This is a genomic window from Anditalea andensis (genome assembly GCF_000714815.1).
Lineage (GTDB): Bacteria > Bacteroidota > Bacteroidia > Cytophagales > Cyclobacteriaceae > Anditalea > Anditalea andensis.
Genome location: NZ_JMIH01000028.1, coordinates 32753 through 55685 on the forward strand (window position 1 = coordinate 32753; position 22933 = coordinate 55685).

At 38.5% G+C, this 22933-nt stretch carries 21 protein-coding genes and 1 tRNA gene; 8 read left to right on the forward strand and 14 right to left on the reverse strand.

Annotated features, from left to right (window positions below; genetic code table 11):
* Positions 1-253 precede the first annotated feature (253 nt).
* Entirely contained in the window at positions 254-1141 is an 888-nt protein-coding gene (locus EL17_RS19380) for a carboxypeptidase-like regulatory domain-containing protein (RefSeq protein WP_164675175.1), read from the reverse strand.
* 499 nt (positions 1142-1640) lie between these two features.
* Here EL17_RS19380 and EL17_RS19385 point away from each other — a divergent pair, with 499 nt between their 5' ends.
* Together EL17_RS19385 and EL17_RS19390 are read left to right on the forward strand one after the other, a co-directional pair.
* Positions 1641-2105 (forward strand): MaoC family dehydratase, encoded by a 465-nt coding sequence (locus tag EL17_RS19385; protein ID WP_035078182.1) that lies wholly within the window; start codon positions 1641-1643, stop codon positions 2103-2105.
* 113 nt (positions 2106-2218) lie between these two features.
* Complete coding sequence (locus EL17_RS19390) at positions 2219-3400, forward strand: hypothetical protein (RefSeq protein WP_164675176.1); 1182 nt, start codon at positions 2219-2221, stop codon at positions 3398-3400.
* 282 nt (positions 3401-3682) lie between these two features.
* Here EL17_RS19390 and EL17_RS19395 read toward each other — a convergent pair whose 3' ends face one another.
* From EL17_RS19395 to EL17_RS19405, 3 genes are all read right to left on the reverse strand, one after another.
* Positions 3683-6115 carry a TonB-dependent receptor gene (locus EL17_RS19395; RefSeq protein WP_035078187.1) on the reverse strand — a complete coding sequence of 811 codons (2433 nt, stop codon included), beginning with the start codon at positions 6113-6115 and terminating at the stop codon, positions 3683-3685.
* 424 nt (positions 6116-6539) lie between these two features.
* Positions 6540-7145 carry a superoxide dismutase gene (locus EL17_RS19400; RefSeq protein WP_035078190.1) on the reverse strand — a complete coding sequence of 202 codons (606 nt, stop codon included), beginning with the start codon at positions 7143-7145 and terminating at the stop codon, positions 6540-6542.
* 102 nt (positions 7146-7247) lie between these two features.
* Positions 7248-7694, reverse strand: a complete 447-nt coding sequence (locus EL17_RS19405) for a nucleoside deaminase (protein WP_035078193.1) — start codon at positions 7692-7694, stop codon at positions 7248-7250.
* Positions 7695-7870: 176 nt separating this feature from the next.
* Here EL17_RS19405 and EL17_RS19410 point away from each other — a divergent pair, with 176 nt between their 5' ends.
* Positions 7871-8890 (forward strand): DNA topoisomerase IB, encoded by a 1020-nt coding sequence (locus tag EL17_RS19410; protein WP_035078194.1) that lies wholly within the window; start codon positions 7871-7873, stop codon positions 8888-8890.
* Between the two features lie 135 nt (positions 8891-9025).
* On the opposite strand, the gene EL17_RS19415 is transcribed toward EL17_RS19410, so the two are convergent.
* On the reverse strand, positions 9026-10162 hold the full coding sequence (locus EL17_RS19415) for a hypothetical protein (RefSeq protein WP_035078195.1): 1137 nt from the start codon (positions 10160-10162) through the stop codon (positions 9026-9028).
* A 324-nt stretch (positions 10163-10486) separates the two neighbouring features.
* On the opposite strand from EL17_RS19415, the gene EL17_RS19420 reads away from it, so the two are divergent.
* Positions 10487-11704 carry a Na/Pi symporter gene (locus EL17_RS19420; protein WP_035078196.1) on the forward strand — a complete coding sequence of 406 codons (1218 nt, stop codon included), beginning with the start codon at positions 10487-10489 and terminating at the stop codon, positions 11702-11704.
* Positions 11705-11708: 4 nt separating this feature from the next.
* Here the strand turns inward: EL17_RS19420 and deoC are convergent, their stop codons facing one another.
* Both deoC and EL17_RS19430 read right to left on the reverse strand, forming a co-directional pair.
* Positions 11709-12371, reverse strand: coding sequence for a deoxyribose-phosphate aldolase (gene deoC, locus EL17_RS19425; protein ID WP_035078199.1), 663 nt, complete (start codon positions 12369-12371; stop codon positions 11709-11711).
* 2 nt (positions 12372-12373) lie between these two features.
* Positions 12374-13588 (reverse strand): NAD(P)-dependent oxidoreductase, encoded by a 1215-nt coding sequence (locus EL17_RS19430; protein ID WP_035078202.1) that lies wholly within the window; start codon positions 13586-13588, stop codon positions 12374-12376.
* A gap of 68 nt (positions 13589-13656) precedes the next feature.
* On the opposite strand from EL17_RS19430, the gene EL17_RS19435 reads away from it, so the two are divergent.
* A complete protein-coding gene (locus EL17_RS19435; RefSeq protein WP_035078204.1) occupies positions 13657-14244 on the forward strand; it encodes a methyltransferase family protein in 588 nt (195 codons plus the stop codon).
* 186 nt (positions 14245-14430) lie between these two features.
* Here the strand turns inward: EL17_RS19435 and EL17_RS19445 are convergent, their stop codons facing one another.
* The 3 genes from EL17_RS19445 to gltX all read right to left on the reverse strand — a co-directional run bounded on the left by EL17_RS19445 (position 14431) and on the right by gltX (position 17179).
* Positions 14431-15087 carry an outer membrane beta-barrel protein gene (locus tag EL17_RS19445; protein ID WP_164675177.1) on the reverse strand — a complete coding sequence of 219 codons (657 nt, stop codon included), beginning with the start codon at positions 15085-15087 and terminating at the stop codon, positions 14431-14433.
* Between the two features lie 281 nt (positions 15088-15368).
* Entirely contained in the window at positions 15369-15572 is a 204-nt protein-coding gene (locus EL17_RS19450) for a hypothetical protein (RefSeq protein ID WP_035078209.1), read from the reverse strand.
* Between the two features lie 68 nt (positions 15573-15640).
* The gene (gene gltX / locus EL17_RS19455) at positions 15641-17179 is read right to left on the reverse strand and encodes a glutamate--tRNA ligase (RefSeq protein ID WP_035078210.1); all 1539 of its coding nucleotides are present in this window, start codon (positions 17177-17179) and stop codon (positions 15641-15643) included.
* Between the two features lie 379 nt (positions 17180-17558).
* Between gltX and EL17_RS19460 the strand changes: the two genes are divergently transcribed.
* Positions 17559-18878 carry a DUF2254 domain-containing protein gene (locus tag EL17_RS19460; protein WP_035078211.1) on the forward strand — a complete coding sequence of 440 codons (1320 nt, stop codon included), beginning with the start codon at positions 17559-17561 and terminating at the stop codon, positions 18876-18878.
* 126 nt (positions 18879-19004) lie between these two features.
* Here EL17_RS19460 and rplS read toward each other — a convergent pair whose 3' ends face one another.
* The 4 genes from rplS to EL17_RS19480 all read right to left on the reverse strand — a co-directional run bounded on the left by rplS (position 19005) and on the right by EL17_RS19480 (position 21260).
* The gene (gene rplS / locus EL17_RS19465; RefSeq protein ID WP_035078650.1) at positions 19005-19370 is read right to left on the reverse strand and encodes a 50S ribosomal protein L19; all 366 of its coding nucleotides are present in this window, start codon (positions 19368-19370) and stop codon (positions 19005-19007) included.
* A gap of 99 nt (positions 19371-19469) precedes the next feature.
* Positions 19470-20156: a tRNA (guanosine(37)-N1)-methyltransferase TrmD gene (gene trmD, locus EL17_RS19470; RefSeq protein ID WP_035078213.1), complete on the reverse strand. Its 687-nt coding sequence runs from the start codon at positions 20154-20156 to the stop codon at positions 19470-19472.
* A 3-nt stretch (positions 20157-20159) separates the two neighbouring features.
* Positions 20160-20690 (reverse strand): ribosome maturation factor RimM, encoded by a 531-nt coding sequence (gene rimM, locus EL17_RS19475; RefSeq protein ID WP_035078220.1) that lies wholly within the window; start codon positions 20688-20690, stop codon positions 20160-20162.
* Positions 20691-20705: 15 nt separating this feature from the next.
* The gene (locus EL17_RS19480) at positions 20706-21260 is read right to left on the reverse strand and encodes a 30S ribosomal protein S16 (RefSeq protein ID WP_035078653.1); all 555 of its coding nucleotides are present in this window, start codon (positions 21258-21260) and stop codon (positions 20706-20708) included.
* 274 nt (positions 21261-21534) lie between these two features.
* Here EL17_RS19480 and EL17_RS19485 point away from each other — a divergent pair.
* Positions 21535-21606, forward strand: a tRNA-Arg gene (locus tag EL17_RS19485).
* A gap of 365 nt (positions 21607-21971) precedes the next feature.
* On the forward strand, positions 21972-22916 hold the full coding sequence (locus EL17_RS19490; RefSeq protein WP_035078223.1) for a glycosyltransferase family protein: 945 nt from the start codon (positions 21972-21974) through the stop codon (positions 22914-22916).
* Positions 22917-22933 lie beyond the last annotated feature (17 nt).

Genomic DNA, 22933 nt, shown 5'->3' on the forward strand with positions numbered 1-22933 from the left:
ATTACAAAATAATTTTTCTAAGCAGCATATTCAATATCATGAATAAGAAGAGATTAGGGAAATCTATAAGTTTAATAAAACATCAAAGTCATCAGTGATTTTCCGAGTCGCTTATCTTTGGTTAGGTTCTGTGTGAAAAAAAATCTCGCAAAACTTATCCCGTAAGAAACGAAAAGGGATGCGCAAATGAATAGAGTATTTATAATAGGATATATAATTTCCTTTGATAATTTAGTCCACAATTTAAACCCATCTATTTTATAAGTACTTCTTTAAAAACTTTTGCCTCAACCTGAATACTTGGTGATCCTAGGTTTTTATTCCACTCCCCCAAGCTGCTATTCCTCACCAACATTTTGCCGAAAGGCATTTTTACCGGCAAAGTAACAATCCCAAATTCATTATCATTGCGATAATTTAAGAATTCGATCGACACCCAAAATTTTTCTGAAATATTCAGATTGTAATTTTCAAGTTCAATAACATATTCTCCCATGAATTTATTTTCAACCCTAAAGATTTTCTCAAAATACCTTTCTCCGGGTAAGCCGTTAAATTCTGAATTTTCATTGTAAAGATTAACCCTTAATATTAACTCATCCATCTGGTTGTTACTCAGCACAAATTTTACGGCAGTTATTGAGACCGGTTTGTTACCAGGATTTACCTCTATAGCCACTTCTCTCCCTAAATTACCAGATGCCCGGGATTTAATAGGATTAAATGCATAAGCAAAACGGGATTTCAATGTGGAATTCCCATAAATTTTTGTGTCACCTGAAGGGTCAGCAGCCACCAAAAATTCTTCCATATCCAACGCCAACTGGCGCAATAATATCACATTCGCCTTATCTCCCTTCTCCTTGAGATCCTTTACGGATATCCTAAACTTTCCATAGCCCAATCTTGATATTTCAATTGTATCAGTATTGGAAAGCTGATATAAATCAATCGAAAAATATCCAGTGGAGTCAGTAACTGTGCCCATAAATTTTCTCTTTACCCCAATATTTGCGTAAGCTATGGGTTCATCAGTATCTTGGTCAAAAACCACTCCTGAAATAAAGCTGCTACTTTGGGAGAAACAATCAATATTGGTGTAGAAAATTAATATGGCAGATAGCTTGAAGAATAAATTCATTTGATTCATTATATATGATTTATTAATCTGGAAATTTAAAGGTTAAAAGGGATTTTAAATTATATCACTCTCTAAAACTCAACCTGATGTAACTCCACCTCATCATCAAAATTCTTAAACACCCATAAAAATCCGTCCTTAAAAAAACACTTGTCTCCTAATGAAAATCATAAATATGTATGTCAAGAATCAAAAATACACAACTACATTTTGGATTAAAACTTAAATTTAGTTAATCTACTTTTGGCCTTATTTTATAAAATCTAAAGTATATGCATTAAACACGATGGGGGAGCATAATCTCACTCTCTGAATAAATAGAGGATAGCCATAGGAAAAACGAAATTATGGACTATGGTATTTACTCATCACTCATTTTCTTATCGCATTTCCTATATGAATTAATGCTCTATTTACTAATCCTTAATCCACCTATCACTATTCCTTTATAATCCCAACCCTTTTTAATATATTCACGCTTTTAAAAAAATGTAAAGACATGAGCCAGCTTATCATAAACAGTTTTGAGGAATTTGAAAAATACGTAGGTCAGGAACTGGGCGTATCGGAATACCATACCATCACACAAAACCAGGTAAATCTTTTTGCTGATGCGACACTGGACCATCAGTGGATACATACAGATCCCGAGAGGGCTAAATCAGAAGGCGCTTTTGGGGGCACCATCGCCCATGGCTACCTCACGCTATCTATAGTACCTTATCTTTGGGAACAAGTGGTTAAAGTAAATAATTTGTCAATGATGGTTAATTATGGAATAGAAAACCTCCGATTTGCCCAGGCAGTAATGGTAGGGGATGAGGTTAGGCTGAATGCTTCATTAGAAAACATCACTAACCTAAGAGGGACCATAAAAACTGAAATGAAGGTAAAACTGGAAATCAAGGGGCAGAAAAAACCAGCCTTCACTGGTAATCTGGTATTCCTGTACCACTTTAAATAATAACTTCTACCTGTGGATATTCACAGGTTTTTTTATGTCAATTTATTTTTGCCATCATAATAATTTTTTTAAACTAATTGTTTAAATTTATAAAGCACTAACTTTTGACTTTAATGAATATTTCGAAGCAGTCCTCATTCCTATTAATGCTGATAGCATATCTGAACTTTAGCTGTTCTAATTTTCAAAACGAAAAAGAATTTCATGCTTCACTGAGATTTGAAAAAGTAGACAGTGTAAGGATAAATTATTTAGGACAGCTTAACCTCATGGATATAAACCCTGATCATAAAAGGGTTTTGTTATTTAATCAGATGGAGGGAACATTTGTAATCACTGATTTCGAAGGACAAACCCTTTCCTCCTTCACAAAAATAGCAGACGCACCTGATTCCTATGGAAGCTTCCCCCTGGCAGCAGCTAAATTTTCAGAAGACGGACAGAAAATCAATTTGGTATCCAATACCGGTTTATTTGAATATGATTTAGAAGGTAATCTTTCAAACAGTAAAAAATTCGCGGGAGAAAAGTCAACATCTTTTTCAGGGAGGTCTACAGCTGATTCTGAGTTTTATGATCTGGGGGACAAAACATTAATCAAAGCGGTGGAGACTTGGGGAGAATACAAAAGAAATACCCCTGAATTCTATGACCATTTTCTTTTATTGGCAATGATCGATAATAATACCGGCGAAATTAACCGTTTTATGGGACTGGAAGATGATAGCATTTACAAAAACGGCAAGGGACATGATATTGCAGATATGATGCCTATGGTAGATGTGAAGGAGGATAAAATTTATATAGTGGTAGGTAAAGATACCTATCTCAATGTGTATGACCTCAACCCTCCCTATGCGCTATTACAAAGAACTCATTTGCCTCTGACTGACTTTAAGCAGAACCAGGGAGAAGATTTTGCCAAGGTGGATCCTAATATGATCCGGCCGGATATGAGTGCAGGAAGAATTTCCAATGTTAAAGTATTGGATGATTATGTAATCATTAGCTATTTCCAGGGCTATAATGATCAGGATAAGGAAGAGTTTGATCTTATATCGAACTCACAGGAATTTACTGCTTTCAGTTTACGAATGAAGGATAAGTATCCCAAATATCTGCTCCTACTCGATAAGGAAGGAAACAAGATAAAGGAGACTACTGTGCCCGATGGTTTTAATCCTACACAATTTATGGTAAGAGATGACCACCTGTGGTTCATGTCAAACTTAAACGAAGAGATCGAAGAAGATTTTTGGACAGTATATAAAGTGGCTTTAAAAGCAGGTCAATAGAAAAAACTTCATTTATAGTAAAATGTTAAACTTTACATTAGGATAAATAAAATTACTCTTGTTTTTGTATCTGGATTAATCAGGTATAGCTATCAATCCTACCAAATTTTTTACGTACAATCAACTAAAAAGGCCCCAGAAGGAGCCATTTTTAAAATTATATGATATTACATTTCTTTATAAAATTATTTTCCACACAAAGATATAATCTCCACAGATTGCTTGAACAGCATTTGGATAGGGACAGGTTCAAGATGAAAGATATGGATATTTATTCCTAAACTAATCTCCCAGACGGTCTCTTTCTTCTTTACTTCCATTTCTGTTAGACACCCTAAAGCTCTCTCCCTGGGCAAATTTATATCTCAAAGTAAGTCTTACGCCTTGATTACTTCTGTACTGTCTGAACTGGGTATCCATCTGATCAAATTGTATATCCGCATTGATTATCTGGGTACGGAATAAGTCGGTTCCATTTAAGGTAATGCTCAGTTTGTCTTTCATAACGGATTTGGAAACACCTGCATCCACCCATCCAAAAGAAGCTAAGCGGGCCTGTCCATATAGCTGCGGACCTAAATACATCCCCACTACTTCCAGCTTAAATCCGGCTGGCAATACAATATTGTGCTGGGTTCTGGCCAAAAAGGAAGTTTGAGAAACATCCAGTAAAGCATCTCCGATCATTGATTTCCAGGCCTGATGGCTGACCTGTAACATATTGCTGGTGTTCCACCAGGGAGCCAGGTCTACCGGTATGATACCTCTGAAATTAAAATTTCTAGCTTTATCAAAATTTGCCGTATATGTGGTGGTAGTTCTAGTTGCCTCATCCTGTGTAAAAATTTGCTGAAATACGTCTTCGGTTTCTGAGTAACTCACGGATACCTGATAGGCATTTTTGATCACATGGTTCATTTCAAAATTATTTGAAAATTGAGGTCTCAGTGCTGGGTTACCCTCTTCTGTGGTCAGAGGATCTATATAGAACACAAACGGGTTGAGCAGTCTATAATTAGGCCTGGTAATTCTCCTGTTCAAATTATAGTTAATGGAATAATTATCACTTAATTTATGTTGCAGAAACATACTGGGAAAAAGGCTAAAATATCGCTGTGTATTAATCTGTCCCATCGTAAGAGAATTACCTTGGATGTCAGAATATTCACCTCTTAATCCAGCCTGAAAGCTTAAATTTGGAAATATAGAACCTTTATAAGTAGTATAGGCCGCTAACACATTTTCATGATATACAAATGCATTGCTGTTGGGATCTGGCATAAATGGTTCTTCTTCTACGCTCCTGCTCAAATTTAGGTCATTATCAGAACGAACCCAGCTTCCTTTTAATCCTGACTCTAGGACTTTACCTTTGCCAAATGGTTTGATAAAATCTACTTTCGCAGTGAATATATGGTATTCCATGTCATTAATGGTCATAATCCTATCTCTGCTTAGATTTTCTCTTTCACCCATGTAATATTCATTGGACAGGATACCCTCACTATCAGAATACATTTTGGTATAATCTATATCAGAAGTAATTTTGGTACCTAAGGTGTCCAGCTGTCCTACATAGTGAAGGTTTGCAAAAACCCGCTGGGTACCTGATCTATTGTCATTTTCAGATAGAATGTAATTTCTAGCGGTCAGTCCAGGGTTTGTAATAACAGTTCGGCTATCACTGATATCGGTACCCCTATTATCTGACAATTGTAAATTCATACCCAAACTGTGATTTTTATTCACTTCATAGTCTGCCCCTCCTGTAAAAAACTTATTATTTCTCTTCATGATCATATCATTAGCCTGATCAAAGCTGGATACACCTTCCTCCAGCTGAAAATTCCTATTGATGTTCAGTTCATTCAATATATTGTATTCACTATAATTAAAGCTGGCATTGGTAGTCCATCGGCCTTTTTTCACATTCACAGTAGCACCTCCGAAGGGAGCATAGTAGCCATTATATTGATTTCCTGCCTGAAAATTACCAAATACACCATCCATATTGTTTTTCTTTAATTTTATATTGATGACACCAGCAGCTCCTTCAGCATCAAACCTTGCAGAGGGATTATTGATAACTTCTATGCTTTTGATATTCTCAGCTGGCATGGCTCTTAAAAAGTTGGCCAGATCCTGCGCACTCATATAGGTCTGTCTGTCATTGATCATCACCGTTACCCCTGAGCGCCCATTTAAATTTATATTACCGTCCTGATCTACAAAAACGCCAGGTGAGCGCCCGATAACATCAAGGGCCGTATTCCCCTCTGCCATGACGGTTCCTTCTATATTGATAGTGGTTTTGTCGGCTTCAATGGTTACCTCCGGTCTGGCAGCTCTCACTTCCACCTCGCCTAAAGAAGCCATCTCCTCCTGCACCTGAATAGTGCCAAAATCCTTTACGGCACCGGGCTGAAGGTCAAAGGCTTCGGATACATAAGTCTCAAATCCAATGGTAGAAATTTTAATTTTAAAAGTCCCCGATTGGGAAGTGCTGATAGAAAATTTACCGTTTTCATCAGAAACGCTCCCTGTGATAAGTTTTCCGGAAGATGCTTCTATTAATGCTACATTGGCAAAGGGAAGCACTTCATCCCTGGAGTCTTTTACCTGTCCAGTTATCTGACCGGTTTCTTTAGCTACTACATGGCTGGCACCCAATAGAAAGATAAAAACGATCGCAAAAATCTGATAAGAAAATTTCATAGAGTTGGTATTATAATAGATGATACCAACCCTATTGAAAAAGCGGTGCCAATACAAAAATTTACATATAAAAACCTGATTTATAATAATTTACGAAATAAAACAGAATATTGTATGTACTGATAATGAACACTTTTATTGTTCGCTGGACGTACAGTTTTTTATAGAAACAGTTAAATAGCTAAAAAGGCGCCAAGGAACTTAAGAGGAACAATCATGGTGCATACTGAAGATTTATAAGATTTAAGCTCACAGTAAAAAGGCTGTTTCTCATAAAATCTTTGTTTCATTTGAATCTTTGCAGGAAAAATTCTTAGCGCCTTTTGCATTTCACCTTATCGGACTTTGTATGAAAAAAATTCAATGAACAAAAAAACTCCGATCCGGAAAATCCCGATCGGAGCATTTATTACTGAGCCAACTATTAGGCTTCGTTAAATCTTCTGTTGACTTCATTCCAGTCTACTACATTCCAAAATGCAGAAATGTAATCTGGTCTTTTATTTTGGTAATTCAAATAATAAGCGTGTTCCCATACATCAAGTCCTAAAATAGGGGTACCCTGGTCATCGGCAACATCCATCAGCGGATTATCCTGGTTAGGGGTAGAAGTTACTGCTACTCCACCAGATCCGTCTTTGATAAGCCAAGCCCATCCAGAACCAAATCTTGTAGCAGCTGCTTTTTCAAATTCTTCTTTAAAGGCTGCAAAAGAACCAAATTTATCATTGATAGCATCAGCAAGCTCACCTGATGGTTCTCCTCCGCCTTGTGGAGACATGATTTTCCAAAAAAGAGAATGGTTATAGTGTCCACCTCCATTATTTCGGACAGCAGTAGGTGCTGAAGAGATATTGCTCATCAATTCTTCCAAGCTTTTTCCTTCAAGGTCGGAGCCTTGGATAGCTTCATTAAGTTTGGTAACATAAGCATTGTGGTGTTTACCATGGTGGATTTCCATGGTTTTCGCATCGATATGCGGTTCCAATGCACTAGTGTCATAGGGTAGGTTAGGGAGTTCAAAAGCCATTTTTTGTTAAAATTTAAAGGTTAAACATTAAAATCTCCTATTTTAAAAGGTATATAGGGTAAACCAAACTATTTGATAAATGGTTCTTTAAAATTTTTCATTCTACTTATTTCTTAAAATTTTAAAAAACTCCTGTAATAAATGGTTGGACTCCTGAGCCATCATACCTGAAAAAACCTTTGTTTTGGGATGCAACACTGGGGCCTGTAAGGTAGAAAAACCGCGATGTAGATCCTCTGCTGCAAAATGCAGTTCTCCTAGTTGAGCCCAGAAAGTAGCCCCTGCACACATTATACATGGCTCGAGAGTAACATAGAGTTTACATTCTTTGAGGTATTTTGATCCCAAATAATTGGAGGCCGCAGTTATGGCTAAAATCTCTGCATGAGCTGTCACATCTGTAAGTTTTTCGGTCTGATTATAAGCCCGGGATATTATAGTATTCCTACAGACCACTATGGCACCTACAGGAATTTCTCCATCATCAAACGCTGTTCTGGCCTGCTTCATAGCCTCATTCATGAAATATTCGTGTGAGTACAACTCCATAAAATGAAGTTAACCGATTTTCTTTTAAGACCAAAACACAACGTGCATATGCTGGGTATAAAAAAAGTGACTTGTGGATGAAAAATAAAATAGAACTACAAACGGTCAGAAAATCATTACCAATGGTTTAACTTTTTTATTCATTTGATGGTTATTCCGAAACATTAGCCAACTATATGACCATACCCGAAAATTTAATTTATACAGACCAGGAAGCACCTGGGATACTTAGAAAAAGAGCCGGCACCGGATTTTATTATGTAACTACCCAGGGTACGAAAATAACCGCTAAAACCACTTTAAAAAGAATCGAACAACTCGTCATCCCACCCCAGTGGAAAAAGGTATGGATCACCAAAACACCCAAAGCCCATATACAGGCGGTAGGGTATGATCAGAAAGGCAGGAAACAATACCTTTATCATCCCAAATGGATCTTACACCGCCAAAACTCCAAATACGAGAGGCTCCGGCACTTCGGAGAAGCATTACCTTCTATTCGCAAAAGAATAGCGAAGGACATCAAAAGAGAGGGCTGGCCAAAAGAAAAAGTTTTGGCTATTATGGTAATGATTCTAGATGAGGCTTTTATCAGGGTAGGAAACCTTTCCTATGCTAAAGAAAATGGCACTTATGGGCTGAGTACGCTTAGAAGAAAACATGTCAATTTTCAGGATGGGATCGTCAGTTTTGAATTCAAAGCAAAGAGCGGAATATATCAGAAGGTGACACTCGAAGATGAAACGCTGGTCAACCTGGTCAAAGACTGCCATGATCTACCTGGATACGAATTGTTCAGGTACTATGATGATGCTACTAAGTGTTATTGTAACCTGATGAGCGATCATGTAAATGAATACCTTCGGGATATCACAGGAGAAGATTTTTCTGCCAAAAACTTCCGGACCTGGGCCGGATCCGTCCTCACGTTGAAGCTGAAAAAAGAGGCCGAACAAGAAATAGAGGAAAACCCCCGAAAGAAACTGGACACCACTTTGGTGAATCTAGTAGCTCAAAAGCTTAATAACACCGTCAGTGTATGCAGACAATACTACATTCATCCACAAATACTGGAAAAAGCCTTCTCACTGGATCTTGATGTGGAAATGAAATATGCAAAAACTAAATATAAAAAATACAGAAATAAACTTCAGCCTGAAGAAATCCTTACACTGCATCTGCTGGATGAAAAATAAGCCCTCTTTCATACTGTATCTCGAGTGACTGTCGATAATAAGAACGAATTTTATTATACATAATGATTAAGCTTACAGTTATAAAAACGGGAAAAATATAAAGGCTGGACCATTATGCCCAGCCTTCTAATATGCTTAGCGGCCACTGATCAGGTCAAATATCTCTTTCCTTACCCCTTCATTGATAATAAGGGCGAGGATCAATGACACCAACAATCCGATAAAAGCTTTATAAACATCATTCCGTGCCAGTCTCCAGGCTCTAACCAGTCGGGCTTTTCTCTTCTTTAATTTTTTTGATTTTGCCAAAGCAATAGAAAGCTCTCTACCTCCCAACAGACCTATAAATACCCATGTGGTACTCATAGGCATATTGCTGTACATTTTGAAATAAAACAAAATTATCGCATAAACAAAATCTACTATCGTAGCAGCTCTTACATCGGTTACTTTCGTTTTTTCTGTGACTATTTTTTGAATTCTGTCACCTTTCATGTAGAAAAGGAAACCTAATCCAAAAAATACCACCCCTGCATAGACTATAAATTCCCATACATCGAGCCGACGAGGTAAAAATACCGCAATATTGGCAGCATCCTGCATGATCCATACAGCCCACAATGTACCAGAAGTAAACCATTGCAGTACATACCAGTAAGGTTTAGGCTTGCCTTTCAAATAATTGGAAACAAACTTTTCAAGCACATACCACACTACTATGGCTATTACAAATGCTAGAATATAACCTATGAAACTTTTCTGGACCACTCCTGCAATAGTCCCAGCCTTATAGGTAAAGACATTAAGCAATAAAAATGTAGTCGAAACCGGCATCCTCAATCGGGTCATTACCAATAGTACTATCGGTGCAGCCAACTGCAGAAATACAAAGCTGGTAGGTGCCTGGTCTAAACCTGGTACCTGAAGCCTTTCATAACTGACGTCCCCATTGTTAAAATACCAGCTAAACCAAACTGTGCCCACGAAAATCAACCCCATGAATAACCACAGGTAATACCACTTTCGGGTTTGGTTGGACGCTATAAAAGTCCCTATGGTCTGTATACTGTCATTTGCTATGGCAGAATAAGCAGCCAGAAAAAACCCAAACCACATAGCTGCATAGGTATAAGGAGTAATGATTCCTGCTATGGATACCAATACGCATATCACTACCAAGAAGGATTTTTCTTTTTTAGAGAAATCAAAAAGTGAATAGGCAGCTTTGGATAAAGCATCCTGGTTAATATTTTGATCTTTTAATTTTGCCATAAATGTTTTTTCGGCTGAAATAATTTTCCGCGCAAAGTTAAAGAAGTTTCATCGGCATATATATTAATAAATTGTTAACTCATCGCTAACATTTAGTAACAATCACCTGAACCAGTATTTGGAATCCAAAGGTAGGGATTGAATTATATTTATCAAACTCTGGAATAAATTGAAATAAGAGGTCTTCTTCCATTAAAATACACTTTTTCAGACTACTGCCATTGTTAACAAAAGCTTCATATTGAATCCGTATTTATATACCAATTGTGACGTTACTTTGTAAGATTATATATCATTCCAGCCAAACCCTGCCAGCAATTTTAAATGAGTAAAATCCAGTCCGCAAATGGAAGCTATTTTAAGCTCATCATGGCTATGCAACTGGTTTTAGCCTTTGTGCTTTTTGTATTTTCAATTGATTTACTTACTTATTCTTTAGGAACCTTCAGTAATGATGTCACCAAAGATATTTTTACAGCTACTCTTAACCCTTTTGTAGGATTATTTATAGGCTTGCTCATGACAGCCATGTTTCAGTCCAGCAGCATGATCACTGCCATGGTAGTAGCGGTGGTCGCTTCAGGTAGCCTGTCACTCATTCAGGCGGTTCCGGTAATCATGGGGGCCAATATAGGCACCACACTCACCAGTACATTGGTATCATTCACTTTTATAATGAAGAGAAATGAATTTAAAAGAGCATTGGCTGCTGGGGTGCTGCACGATATATTTAACATTCTTACAGTAATCATCCTTTTCCCACTGGAACTATATTTTGGGTTTTTAAGCTATTTTTCTGAATACCTCACCCATACTTTTTTTGCAGCGGATGACCCTACCAAAAGTGAATTCATATATAATGTCCTGATCACCCGTCCCTTTACTTTATGGATTACCCAGCTTTTTGCTCAACCGATATTATGGTTTATTTTAGCTATACTGCTGGTGTTTGGCTCCATTAAAATTTTATCTGAAACAGTATATAAGGCGTTTCTCTCTACCCATTTCAAAAATCTAAGCGAGCATGTATTTAAGGCGCCTTTACTGACCTTTATTTATGGCATATTGTTTACAGCAGCTGTACAGTCTAGTACAGTGACCACTTCACTGGTCGTACCTGCAGTCGCGACAAGAAAGATAAAACTGGCGAAAATTTTTCCTTTTATCATAGGCGCCAATATGGGCACCACCATCACAGCCATTATAGCTGCTATTTATAAAACCGAAGCAGCTATCAGCATTGCTATTGTCCATGTAATTATAAATTTAATAGGAGCTTTGATTTTTCTGCCATTCCCAGCTATACGCCATATCCCGGTCATGATAGCCAGCTTCTTTGGAAGAATTTCTATTAATAAAAAATATGTGAGTTTGGCATATATCCTGATGACTTTCTTTATCATTCCTTTTCTTTTGATATATTTCAATAAGAAAGATGATGTTCAGGTCCATGATGCTCGCAGTAAAGAGAAAAACAAAGAGATACTGGTCCCTAAGAAAACCCATTTAGACAAATCTGCTACTCAGCAGCTGTTTTTTTAAGATATTAACTGTTTTTTACCAGTCCTTCCAGTATTTGGAGTCCAGCGCTGGTGCCAATCCTGTCAGCTCCAGCATGGATAAGCGCCACAGCCTGTTCATATGTCTTGATGCCCCCGCTGGCTTTAATGCCCACGTTACTGGGAAGTATACTCCTCATCAAAGAAATATGCTCTACCTTGGCCCCTTCGGGAGCAAATCCGGTGGAAGTCTTGACAAAGTCGACCCCAGCATCACTGCAAATTTCGCAGGCAGTGATAATTTCCTTCTCATCTAAATAGGCGGTTTCTATGATGACTTTAAGGAGTCGCTCTTCTTCATGACAGAAGGTGGCCAGCTTTGCCAATTCTATTTTGGGCCAGTTCATGCCTGTTTTGAAAGAAGTAAGTGACCAGACCACATCTATTTCATCTGCACCGTTTCTGATAGCCTGTTGGGTTTCAAAAACCTTCGTTTCGGTCATGTTATATCCAAGCGGAAAACCTACCACAGTAACCACTTGAGTATCTGTATCGGCAAGTTCCCTTTTCACTTTTTTTACCCAAAAAGGAGGGACGCAAACGCCGACAAAATTATATTTCCTAGCTTCTGCTATCAGCAGTTCTATGTCCGCATCCACCGTTAATGGCTTTAAGACAGTTTGCTCTATATATCGCTCTAAGTTTTTCATTGTTAATTAGTAGTTATGGGATTTACATACCCTTCCAGATAGGTATAGGCAGGCATTAATTTCCCGTTTTTGGCTATAGTTGCCTTTTCTAATAAATCAGAGGATTCCAGCATGAGTTCAGGTATAAGATATTGCATGAGCTGATTGCCAAAATCACGGGAAGCATCTCTTGGCAACTCACAGGGCAGGTTATCTATAGCCATTACCGATATACTATGCTGAGACCCAAAAGCAGGAATTTCCCGCATCGTTTTTCTATCCACATCATACACAGGATCTGCTACACTACTGGATCTCAAGGTAGTTGGGATAGACCCATCGATATCACATGAAATATCGGCTATCACCGAAATGTTAAAATCATCTGCCAACAAATCTTTGGGAGCAAAAAGCCTAGGTGCTCTGGGATGCCAATAAGCTGCTGCAAACAATATATCACATGCCTCTGTATATTTGAGAAAGTCACTCTCGTAAAGCTCGGGGTGAGAATGAAATTCTTCTCTGTTATATACACCATCTGCTTTCCTCCTATTATAATCTTCCGATGAAAGGACCGCATATACAGGCACTTCATAATATTTACTGATCAAATCTGCCGGAGAAACCTCTTTGACCTTTACAAGCTTCAATATTTCCTGAACTCCCCCTCCTACTTTACCAGTACCCGTAATGACCATTTTTATAGGAGGAAGACTTATTTTTTTCAGTTCTTGTTTCAATTCCTGAATGTCATAGCAGTCTATAGCTCTCTTTAAATCAAATAACCCTGTTTTTTTTCCATATGTCCATAGTCCATTATACGCACCCACTATTCCAGCCCATTTTCCAAAAGCCACCAGTCTATTTCCATTTTTATCCTTGATCCCTTCGTAATCGATGAGGGTAACGTGGTTTTCCAATATATGCTGTAACATACGCCTATTGGCTTCCTGCTTTTTAGTAGTATGCGAAAAAAATATATATGTTTTGTTTGGAATTATAGATGCTATAGGCACTTCCTTAATTCCCATCAGAATGTCGCAATCTTCTACTTCTGCAGATACCGTAAGGCCCTCATCAATGTATTCACTGTCAGCAAAACACCTATGAGCACTGGGTTCGATAATAAAATCAAAATAACCTTCAGCATTTCTGACTATAGTAGCCAATTGGCTGGGATCAAAAGGCACCCGTTTATCATAGGGGTTTTTATTTTCTTTAATCAAGCCTATTTTCATACTTATACCAAGAATTAAGTTATTATTTTACCGCTTTAAGCTTTATCTTCACACAAACCTTATCCAAAATGTCATACATCCTATTATTGATGAGCTGGGCTCTCTTCTATTTTATTCACAGCGTTCTTGCCAGCTTGAAGATAAAAAGAAATATTCATCGATACATGGGAAAAGGGTATAAATGGTATAGGTTTTTTTACGCTTTGATATCATTATCCCTCTTTGTCATCATATTTTTTTATGGGGCCACTATTCCTACGGTTATACTATTTCCCACAGGTGATTTCGGTGAATATATGGCTCTCATGCTTTCTGGAATAGGAACAATCATACTCATTAAGGCTTTCAAATTTTTTGGACCGCTGCGGTTTTTGGGTTTGCCTTTACATAATGACCTGCATGAACCACAGGAATTAATCGTCCAGGGAATACATCGCTATCTACGACATCCCGTTTATCTTGCACTAATATTTATTTATCTGGGTTTCTTTTTATATATGCCTACTACGGTCTCACTGGTACACCTGGTAGCATTGATCATATATATACCGATAGGCATTTACTTTGAGGAAAGAAAATTAATCACCATTTTTGGACCAGCATATGAGGACTATAAAAAAGAGGTCCCATCATTATTACCTAAATTCACAAGATGACAGAATTAATCATATATGCGGCTATCTTTCTGCTCCTAATCGCCCATACCGTCATGGCAGGCAGCATGTATATGAAAGTCCACCAAAATAAAAGCTTATCCCTAGAAGAAAAAAATTTATGGAAATTGCGGGCATTGATCTTCCCGGCATACTATTATACTCTATACAGGAAGGCAACCCCCCCCTCTAAGGACGTCTGATAACCGCAAATAAATAAGATAGTGTAAGTTCCAGGCTACTGAAATTCATATCAAATACCCTATCCAAGCCCTCTGGCCTGCCAAACTCATAACCAAACCTTAGTTCTGCCTGTACTGTGTTTCTTCCCAGCAACCTTGAGAGACCTACACCACCAGTAAGACCATACATGAATCGCTGGGGAGCGTCTGTTTCCCTTCCATATTGTGGCATGGAAGGCAGACCTAGATCATTGGTTTCATGTGTCCTTCTTATATCACTGGCATTTAATAACATTCCAAAATGCGGCCCCATTTTTATATGGAACCTGTTTTTATTTCCAATATAAAAATTTGATAGCACAGGAACCTTCATATAATTTAGACGTGATTCATTCACATTACCTAGCGTATCCTGTTCTGCATAACCGTGGGTGAGCCACTGAACTTCCAGCTGAACTCCTGCATTATCAGCAAAAAATTGCTCGATCACAAAAGAATAAGTAGGGGTCAAAACATCACCTGTCCTCCTTGGCGGTGCCCCTGGTGCAGATCTATAACTGACATTCGATGAAGAATATCCCGCCCTGACTCCTAAACTGGTCTGTGCCTGCATATCAGCAATCACAAATAAGAGTAACGACAAGCTCAATAAAATTTTTAACATTGCATGCATGTGCCAAAAATAGTGAATAGATCTATCATATGTCAATGAAACCGAATATTATCTGGGAAGGGAATTTCCATTTTCACCTAGATATCTATATCGATGTATATACAGCTGACAATTCGAAAAAAAATAGCAACATGATGATAATCACAAATTAATTTCCCCCTAAGTAATGAGTGTTTTTATATCCCTTTATGGCAGCGTACATTTTAAACCATATTATTGGAATTTTTAGAAACATTACCACATAAAAAAAGCCGCACTAATGGCGGCTCTTTCTATTTTTTAGGTTTCTTTTTTACCTCTTCTAGATCATCCCTATCTCTCAGTTTTTTATCATCTACATTCTTGTTCAGAAATTCGTTGATCTTATCGATAGAAAACGAACTGGAAATTTCTCCAAATGAATTGATTTTCATTTTGAAGCCTTCCAAGTCTGCACTTACTTTAGGATTTTCGTCCTTTTTTGATTTCTTGGCCATAGCTTTATCCTTTTTCAGGGTTCAATGGATACTTACACTGCTATCTACTGGTGAAGCCGATAGACAGACTATACAGTTACCTTTAACTTATCTAACGCAAAATCTATTCTTTTGGATAACTCTTTTTTACCTAATATAGTAAATACCTGCATAAGATCCGGTCCAGCGCCTATTCCAGTAACTGCCAGTCTTACTGCCTGCATCACCTTACCCAATTTGATACCGTTTTCCTCAGCAGCAGCCTCGAGAAGTGTCTTTGCATTTTCAGGATTGAGGTCATCATCCAATGATAAGAGTTTGTCCCGATAGGTAGATAACACGGTTACTGCCTCATTGTTCCAGCGCTTAGCTGCCACGCCCTCGTCAAATGTATCCGGAGCTATTATCATAAATTTCCCTTCTTTCCAAAGATCAGAAGGGAAAGTGGCTCTTTCTTTCATTAAGGTTACAATGCTTTCAGCTTTATCCTGGGAGATACTGATGCCTTCTTTACTAAGATCTGTCAAAAGGTATTCGGCAAGCTCGGCATCTAATTTTGACCTAAGATACTGCTCGTTAAACCATTTGGCTTTATTGATGTCAAATTTGGTTCCTGATTTGCCTATCCTGTCTATGGAAAAAGCCTCTATTAACTCATCTACGCTGAAGATCTCACGGTGATCCCCTGGATTCCAGCCAAGAAAGGCCAGGAAGTTTAAGAAGGCATCAGGCAGGTAGCCTGATTCTTTAAAGCCCTGTGCTTTTTCACCAGATGTTGGATCAGTCCAATCGAGTGGGAAAATAGGAAAACCGTGTTTTTCTGCATCTCTCTTTGATAGCTTTCCATTTCCGTCAGGCTTCATCAAAAGAGGGAGGTGGGCAAACTGCGGCATAGTATCCTCCCATCCAAAATATTTATATAGCAATACGTGAAGCGGTGCAGAAGGCAACCATTCTTCCCCACGGATCACGTGTGTGATATGCATCAGATGATCATCTACGATATTTGCCAGATGGTATGTAGGCATACCGTCAGATTTCATCAGTACTTTATCATCCAGAGTACTGGAGTGAACCATCACCCAACCGCGGATCATATCATTTAATCTGACTTCCTCTTTCCTTGGTATCTTTATACGGATCACATAGGGGTCACCGGAAGCCAGTCTTTCCTTTACTTCATCATCCGGAAGGGTAAGGGAATTTTTCATCTGGGCCCTAGTAATAGAATTGTACTGGGGCGAAACCACCCTCGCGGCAGTGAGCCTTTCCCTCATCGCTTCAAGTTCTTCTGCTGTATCAAAGGCATAGTAAGCATGGCCCTTCTCCACCAGGTCCAGTGCATACTGCATGTACATGGGCTTACGTTCCGATTGTCTATATGGCCCATATTGACCTTCAGACCAGGGGCTTTCATCGGGCACTACGCCGATCCACTCGAGGGCATCTTTGATATATTCTTCTGCGCCGGGCACGAACCTATTCTGATCAGTATCCTCAATGCGGAGCAGAAATTTACCGTTGTTTTTCTTAGCAAAAAGATAATTGTAAAGGGCAGTTCTCACCCCACCTATATGGAGCGCTCCTGTAGGGGATGGCGCAAATCGTACACGTACTTCTCTGTTCATTTTAAATTCTTTTCCTTCGAAGGTAAAACCACCGTATAAATTGACAGTTTTGGTCTCACCAAATATGATACAAAGATAGCAAAAAGATAGGGAAGGAGGTAGAAATTAAATGGTTTTCGGCGTAAGTATTAGGGTAATACCTTCATTATGAAAAAGTAAAACAGCATGAAATAGAGCATGGGTAAAAGTATAATCATTGATGTGTCCTAAAAGCCTGCATTACAACATCTCGATTATGTATAATTTCATCACCACCTTCAGAACGGGAAGATTTATGCTGTTTTTAAAACATTTATAAACAGATAATTTAGATATTATATATTGGCAGGATTATAGTACAACGATTTACCTCTCATCATTACTTTAACCTTATTTTTTAATGAAAACACTGACTATTCATATCTGGGAAAAACTCAAAACCAGCTTTTGGTTTATTCCTGCTGTAATTGTTTTGGCATCCATCATCTTATCGATAGTTCTAATTGATCTAGACAGTAATTACCATGTAGCCTTTGAGGGTTTCTTTTCCCATTTTATAACAGAAGACGTAGAGTCTGCCAGACAGATCCTCTCTACCATCGCCGGAGCGATGTTAAATGTTACCGGTATCGTATTTTCTATTACATTGGTAGCACTAACCTTAGCCTCTTCGGAGTTTGGATCTAGGTTACTACGGAATTTTATGAATGACAGGCTCAATCAGGTTGTCCTGGGGACCTATATCGCTACTTTTATTTTTTGCATTTTGATATTAAGGGTAGTGAAAGGCGTTGAGGATAATGAATTTATTCCCAACATTTCCATATTTGTAGCCATAATCATATCTATAGCTAACATATTTTTACTCATTGCCTACATCCATCATATTGCAGTAAGCATACAGGCCGATTATATCATCACTGATGTAGGCAAAAACCTGAGAAGCAGTCTCAAAATACTATATCCGAACCAGATAGGCACTCATAATTTCGAGCAAAGTGAGGTGTTTTTGAAAGAACATACAGATAAGATTCCCATCAAAACCTTGATTTCTAACCCTAAAAGCGGGTATTTACAGCTTATAAATGGCGAAAACTTACTTCAGATCGCTAAAGATAATGATCTGGTATTTGAATTTGACCATCGACCGGGAGATCTCATAGTAAAAAACATGACTTTAGCCAAAATCAGTTCTCATGCTCCTTTAAATGAAAAAACCATAAAAAAAATTACAGCTGCCTTCATTCTCGGAGAAAACAGGACACCTACCCATGATGCTGAATTTTCTGTGCACCAGCTGGTGGAGATCATTTCCAGGGCACTTTCATCTGGTATAAATGATCCTTTTACCGCTATCACCGCTTTGGATAAGCTTACTGCCAACCTTAGTGAACTCGCTGCAAACATATTCCCATCAGGCTACAGATTCGATGACAATGGACATCTGAGAATGATATTAAACCCACTTACTTTTGAAGGCCTAGTGAATGCAGCCTTCAATCAAGTGAGGCAATATTCAGCTAATAATCCTGCTGTTTTGATCCGTTTAATGGAAGGTCTGTTTACCATCAAGCAATTTACCCGGGACCAAACCCGTTTGAAAATATTAAGAAGACATGCAGATATGTGTATGAGGGCTGGAGAAAATGGTTTTTCAGAACCAGAAGATATCAAAGATTTACGTGGGAGATATGATCAGTTTCTGGAAGATTGGGTTTGAGCATTTAAAGCAACTATACCTGCTCCTCAACACTTACATTTCATCGCGTGAATGAAAAGCCTCCACATTCGATATATAAAAAAAAGGGACCCATTTGGATCCCTTTCTGCTTTATAAACAAAGCTATTATTTTCTTGCTCTGATCTTTTCTTTGATCTTGGCAGCTTTTCCGTGACGTCCTCTTAGATAGAACAGTCTCGCTCTTCTTACTTTACCTTCTCTAAGCACTTCGATTTTTTCGATGCTAGGGCCGATGATTGGGAAAATCCTTTCTACTCCGATACCGTTTGAAATTTTTCTTACCGTGAAAGTCTCTCCGTTAGTATTAGGATTCTTTCTCTGGATTACTGTACCTTGGAACTGCTGAACACGCTCTTTGTTACCTTCCGTAATCTTTACGTGAACATTGATCGTATCTCCAGCCTTGAAAGAAGGGAATTTCGATCTTACATCTTTGTATTCCTCTTCTACAAATTTAATTAGTTCGCTCATATCTTTATCCTTTATTTGCTTTCGCAATTAGAACTGCAAATCTATGCAATTTTATTTTTCTATTAAATTAATTCTCAAATATTTACGTAAATCGCCACCTTAGAAATCCCTGCCCTTCAGCAGATCAGGTCTTCTTTCTCTGGTCCGGCGAACCGATTCTTCAAACCGCCATTCGTCTATCTTTCCATTATGTCCCGAAAGTAATATATCCGGCACTTTCATGCCCTCATACACTGCAGGCCTGGTAAATACAGGAGGAGCCAACAGGCCGTCCTGAAAGGAATCTGTCAGTGCGGAAGTCTCATCATTGAGCACTCCCGGAATCAAGCGGATCACTGCATCTGTCACTACGGCGGCTGCCAGCTCTCCTCCGGATAAAACAAAATCCCCAATACTGATTTCTTTGGTGATGTATTTTTGCCTTACCCTTTCATCCACACCTTTATAGTGTCCGCAAAGAATGATAAGGTTGCCTTTGAGAGAAAGTGAGTTGGCCATACCCTGATCGAATGTCTCACCATCCGGAGTCATGTATATTACCTCATCATAGTCCCTTTCGCTCTTCAGTGCATCTATACACCTGGCGATAGGCCCTATCATCATGACCATGCCTGCACCGCCACCAAAAGCATAATCATCAATCTGTTTATGCTTATCAGTGGAGTAATCTCTAAGATTATGCAGTTTTACCTCTGCTAGTCCTTTATCTTCTGCCCTTTTAAGGATAGAATGTGAAAATGGACCCTCCAGCAATCCCGGAACTACCGTAATGATATCTATGCGCATGGACTAATCTTCCAGATAAATGTCAAGTAAACCTTCTGGCAAGTGACAGAAAACTTTTTTTGCTGTCTTGTCTACTTTGGTAATGATACCGTCCTGTATAGGGATCAGTACTTCTTTTCCTTTGTAGTCCAACCCTATCAAATCCTGGGTCTGAAGGTCATATATTATCTTAATCTCTCCCAATTCGCCGTGGTTTTGATCCTCCACAGTAAATCCTATGAGGTCATGGAAGTAATACTGATGGTCCTCCAAGGTAGGAAGGGCATTCAGCGGTAAATAAACAACAGCCCCTACCAGGGTACTGGCATCATTTACAGTTTCATACTCCTCAAATTTAGCCAGCGCCTTATTACCGGGCTGCAGGACAAAATGCTCGAGGAAGTAAGGTGCCAATCGTGACTTTTGCTCTAAAAAGACATGTTCGAGGTCTTCATATTGCGATGGGTCATCTACATCCAGGACTACGGTAACTTCTCCATGCAAACCATGAACTTTAGAAATGTAGCCGATTTGGTAACAGTTGTCTATGTTCACGGATAGTGGATTTGATTAAGCGTTGTTTTCTTCTTCGTTAGCTTCAGGAGCTTCTTCGGAGGCTTCGCCTTCTTCAGCAGGAGCATTAGCAGCTTCGGCAGCAGCCTTGGCTTCATCTTCTCTCTTTTTGATAGCTTCTAGACGGGCTTCTTTTTTAGCAGTCTCAGCAGCAAGGGCTTTCTGACGGGCTTCATCTTTAGCCTGAGTCAATTTATCCTTCTTGCCAGTGATAGCTTCTTCTTTAGAAGTGATCCAGTCTTCGTATTTTTTGTCTGCATCTTCCTGAGTAATAGCACCTTTCAAGACGCCTATCTGAAGGTGTTTCTTAAGCATTACACCACGGTAAGAAAGCATAGCCTTAACTGTATCCGTTGGCTGGGCACCGTTCAATAACCACTTAAGAGCACGCTCATTGTTGATATTGATAGATGCTGGGTCAGTGTTAGGATTATAAGATCCGATTTTTTCGATAAAGCGTCCATCACGTGGAGCTCTTGCATCAGCTACTACTACGTCATAGATGGCCATTCTTTTTCTACCTCTACGCGATAATCTGATTTTTACTGCCATATTATATTGATATTTAGTTAATTGGTGGATCCCGTCCACCTTATTTTTGGACTGCAAAGATAACTCATTAATATGGAAAAGTACAAGTAGCTTTAATTTTATTTGTGGAAGTTCAAAATTTTGGGTTAAATTGCGGGCATTAATGATGATGATATAGGATGACCGGTTATTTATGCATAGTGCCTGGAGGAGCGAAACCAAAGGACCTTGTAGTAAAGAAACTGGATACTTATTGCCTTAGAATTCCTACTTTATTCATTATCTTAATGATCTTGGCCTCGTAGTTCAATGGATAGAATAGAAGTTTCCTAAACTTTAGATATGGGTTCGATTCCCGTCGAGGCTACATAGCCACTCGTAGGAGTGGCTTTTTTTATTTTTGTCCCTTGGGGGTTTTAGGCATTTTTCTATGGGATAAATATTTAACACTACCCTTTGTAAATCAAATTAAAACTTATAGCTATCTCATCAATAACGCGATATGTTGAGATATTCATTCATAAAAAGGAGTTTTGCCAATATTATTTAAAATGCTTTAGAATATTAAACTCTTTTTACATGTACAAATAATTGTTATACACCCTATTTTTTGTAACTTCCAATTTCCAATCCCTTATTTTATAAGAAAAGTTCTTCAGTAATTGTTTATTTCTCTCAATTACCAAATCCAGTCTTAATAGTGAACTTAACATTTTGAATTTAAAAACTTAAATGGCAGAAATAAAACTTATAACATGTGCAGGAGTGGAACATGACTTAGCACTCTTGCCACATTTTATAGCCTATTATAAAGCGCTGGGAATACATACAAAGAATATGTATTTCATTCTGCAAGCTTCAGAATCAGATAGTCATGAGATGAAGAAAGCACAGGCTATTCTCCATCAAGATGGAATAACTGCTGCCGAAATCTGGATAGCCCCCTACACCAGCGCCACCATGTGGGAAAAGCGAAGGGAGATCCAGCTATGCGTCGCCAATAAAGAAGATTGGGTCATCAGTGCAGATGTAGATGAATTTCATGAATTCCCCGATAAACTATCAGTATTCCTATCTTACTGTGATAAAAAAGAAATCAACTGTGTCCAAGGGGTTTTTATAGATAGACTGACATCTGATGGATCCTTAGCAGCTATCAAAGCATCACCGCCACTTTGGGAACAATTCCCCGTACAGGCTGATGTCATATGCACCATTCGTCAGGTGGAAGAAAATGGGTGGGAGAACGGTACTGTAAACATAATGGCATGTAAAGGTGACTTACTGCCTGAAAGAGGAGGTCATTTTCCTTTAAACCATGGAAGCCCGATCAAATATATCTTTGGATCCCGTCAGCTTGCAAAATTCAACGGGATAAAAGCGGCAACAACTAGATTTCAGATCCCCCTTAGGGTCCATCATTTTAAATGGAACCAAGCATTACTTCAAAGTCTTCAAAAAAGGCTGGCTACCGCTGGGGTAAGTACACATGGACAATCCTATGGCAACTTATTGTTACAGCATTTGGGGGAAGACCAAAGGATTCAAATTGAAAAAATGCCCATAAGGAAATCTGGCACCCTTGATAAATTGCCCTGGAGGACCCAACTGGCTTTATTAAAATTACGCAACGATTCCTCAAGTTTATATAGAAAAATTCTTTCTAAAATCCGATAAATACCCACCCTCTTTAC

Excerpts from the sequence above, each read along its gene's own strand:
- EL17_RS19380 (WP_164675175.1), bottom strand. The coding sequence starts at position 1,141 with ATGAATTTATTCTTCAAGCTATCTGCCATATTAATTTTCTACACCAAT.
- EL17_RS19385 (WP_035078182.1), top strand. The coding sequence starts at position 1,641 with ATGAGCCAGCTTATCATAAACAGTTTTGAGGAATTTGAAAAATACGTA.
- EL17_RS19390 (WP_164675176.1), top strand. The coding sequence starts at position 2,219 with ATGAATATTTCGAAGCAGTCCTCATTCCTATTAATGCTGATAGCATAT.
- EL17_RS19395 (WP_035078187.1), bottom strand. The coding sequence starts at position 6,115 with ATGAAATTTTCTTATCAGATTTTTGCGATCGTTTTTATCTTTCTATTG.
- EL17_RS19400 (WP_035078190.1), bottom strand. The coding sequence starts at position 7,145 with ATGGCTTTTGAACTCCCTAACCTACCCTATGACACTAGTGCATTGGAA.
- EL17_RS19405 (WP_035078193.1), bottom strand. The coding sequence starts at position 7,694 with ATGGAGTTGTACTCACACGAATATTTCATGAATGAGGCTATGAAGCAG.
- EL17_RS19410 (WP_035078194.1), top strand. The coding sequence starts at position 7,871 with ATGACCATACCCGAAAATTTAATTTATACAGACCAGGAAGCACCTGGG.
- EL17_RS19415 (WP_035078195.1), bottom strand. The coding sequence starts at position 10,162 with ATGGCAAAATTAAAAGATCAAAATATTAACCAGGATGCTTTATCCAAA.
- EL17_RS19420 (WP_035078196.1), top strand. The coding sequence starts at position 10,487 with ATGAGTAAAATCCAGTCCGCAAATGGAAGCTATTTTAAGCTCATCATG.
- deoC (WP_035078199.1), bottom strand. The coding sequence starts at position 12,371 with ATGAAAAACTTAGAGCGATATATAGAGCAAACTGTCTTAAAGCCATTA.
- EL17_RS19430 (WP_035078202.1), bottom strand. The coding sequence starts at position 13,588 with ATGAAAATAGGCTTGATTAAAGAAAATAAAAACCCCTATGATAAACGG.
- EL17_RS19435 (WP_035078204.1), top strand. The coding sequence starts at position 13,657 with ATGTCATACATCCTATTATTGATGAGCTGGGCTCTCTTCTATTTTATT.
- EL17_RS19445 (WP_164675177.1), bottom strand. The coding sequence starts at position 15,087 with ATGTTAAAAATTTTATTGAGCTTGTCGTTACTCTTATTTGTGATTGCT.
- EL17_RS19450 (WP_035078209.1), bottom strand. The coding sequence starts at position 15,572 with ATGGCCAAGAAATCAAAAAAGGACGAAAATCCTAAAGTAAGTGCAGAC.
- gltX (WP_035078210.1), bottom strand. The coding sequence starts at position 17,179 with ATGAACAGAGAAGTACGTGTACGATTTGCGCCATCCCCTACAGGAGCG.
- EL17_RS19460 (WP_035078211.1), top strand. The coding sequence starts at position 17,559 with ATGAAAACACTGACTATTCATATCTGGGAAAAACTCAAAACCAGCTTT.
- rplS (WP_035078650.1), bottom strand. The coding sequence starts at position 19,370 with ATGAGCGAACTAATTAAATTTGTAGAAGAGGAATACAAAGATGTAAGA.
- trmD (WP_035078213.1), bottom strand. The coding sequence starts at position 20,156 with ATGCGCATAGATATCATTACGGTAGTTCCGGGATTGCTGGAGGGTCCA.
- EL17_RS19480 (WP_035078653.1), bottom strand. The coding sequence starts at position 21,260 with ATGGCAGTAAAAATCAGATTATCGCGTAGAGGTAGAAAAAGAATGGCC.
- EL17_RS19490 (WP_035078223.1), top strand. The coding sequence starts at position 21,972 with ATGGCAGAAATAAAACTTATAACATGTGCAGGAGTGGAACATGACTTA.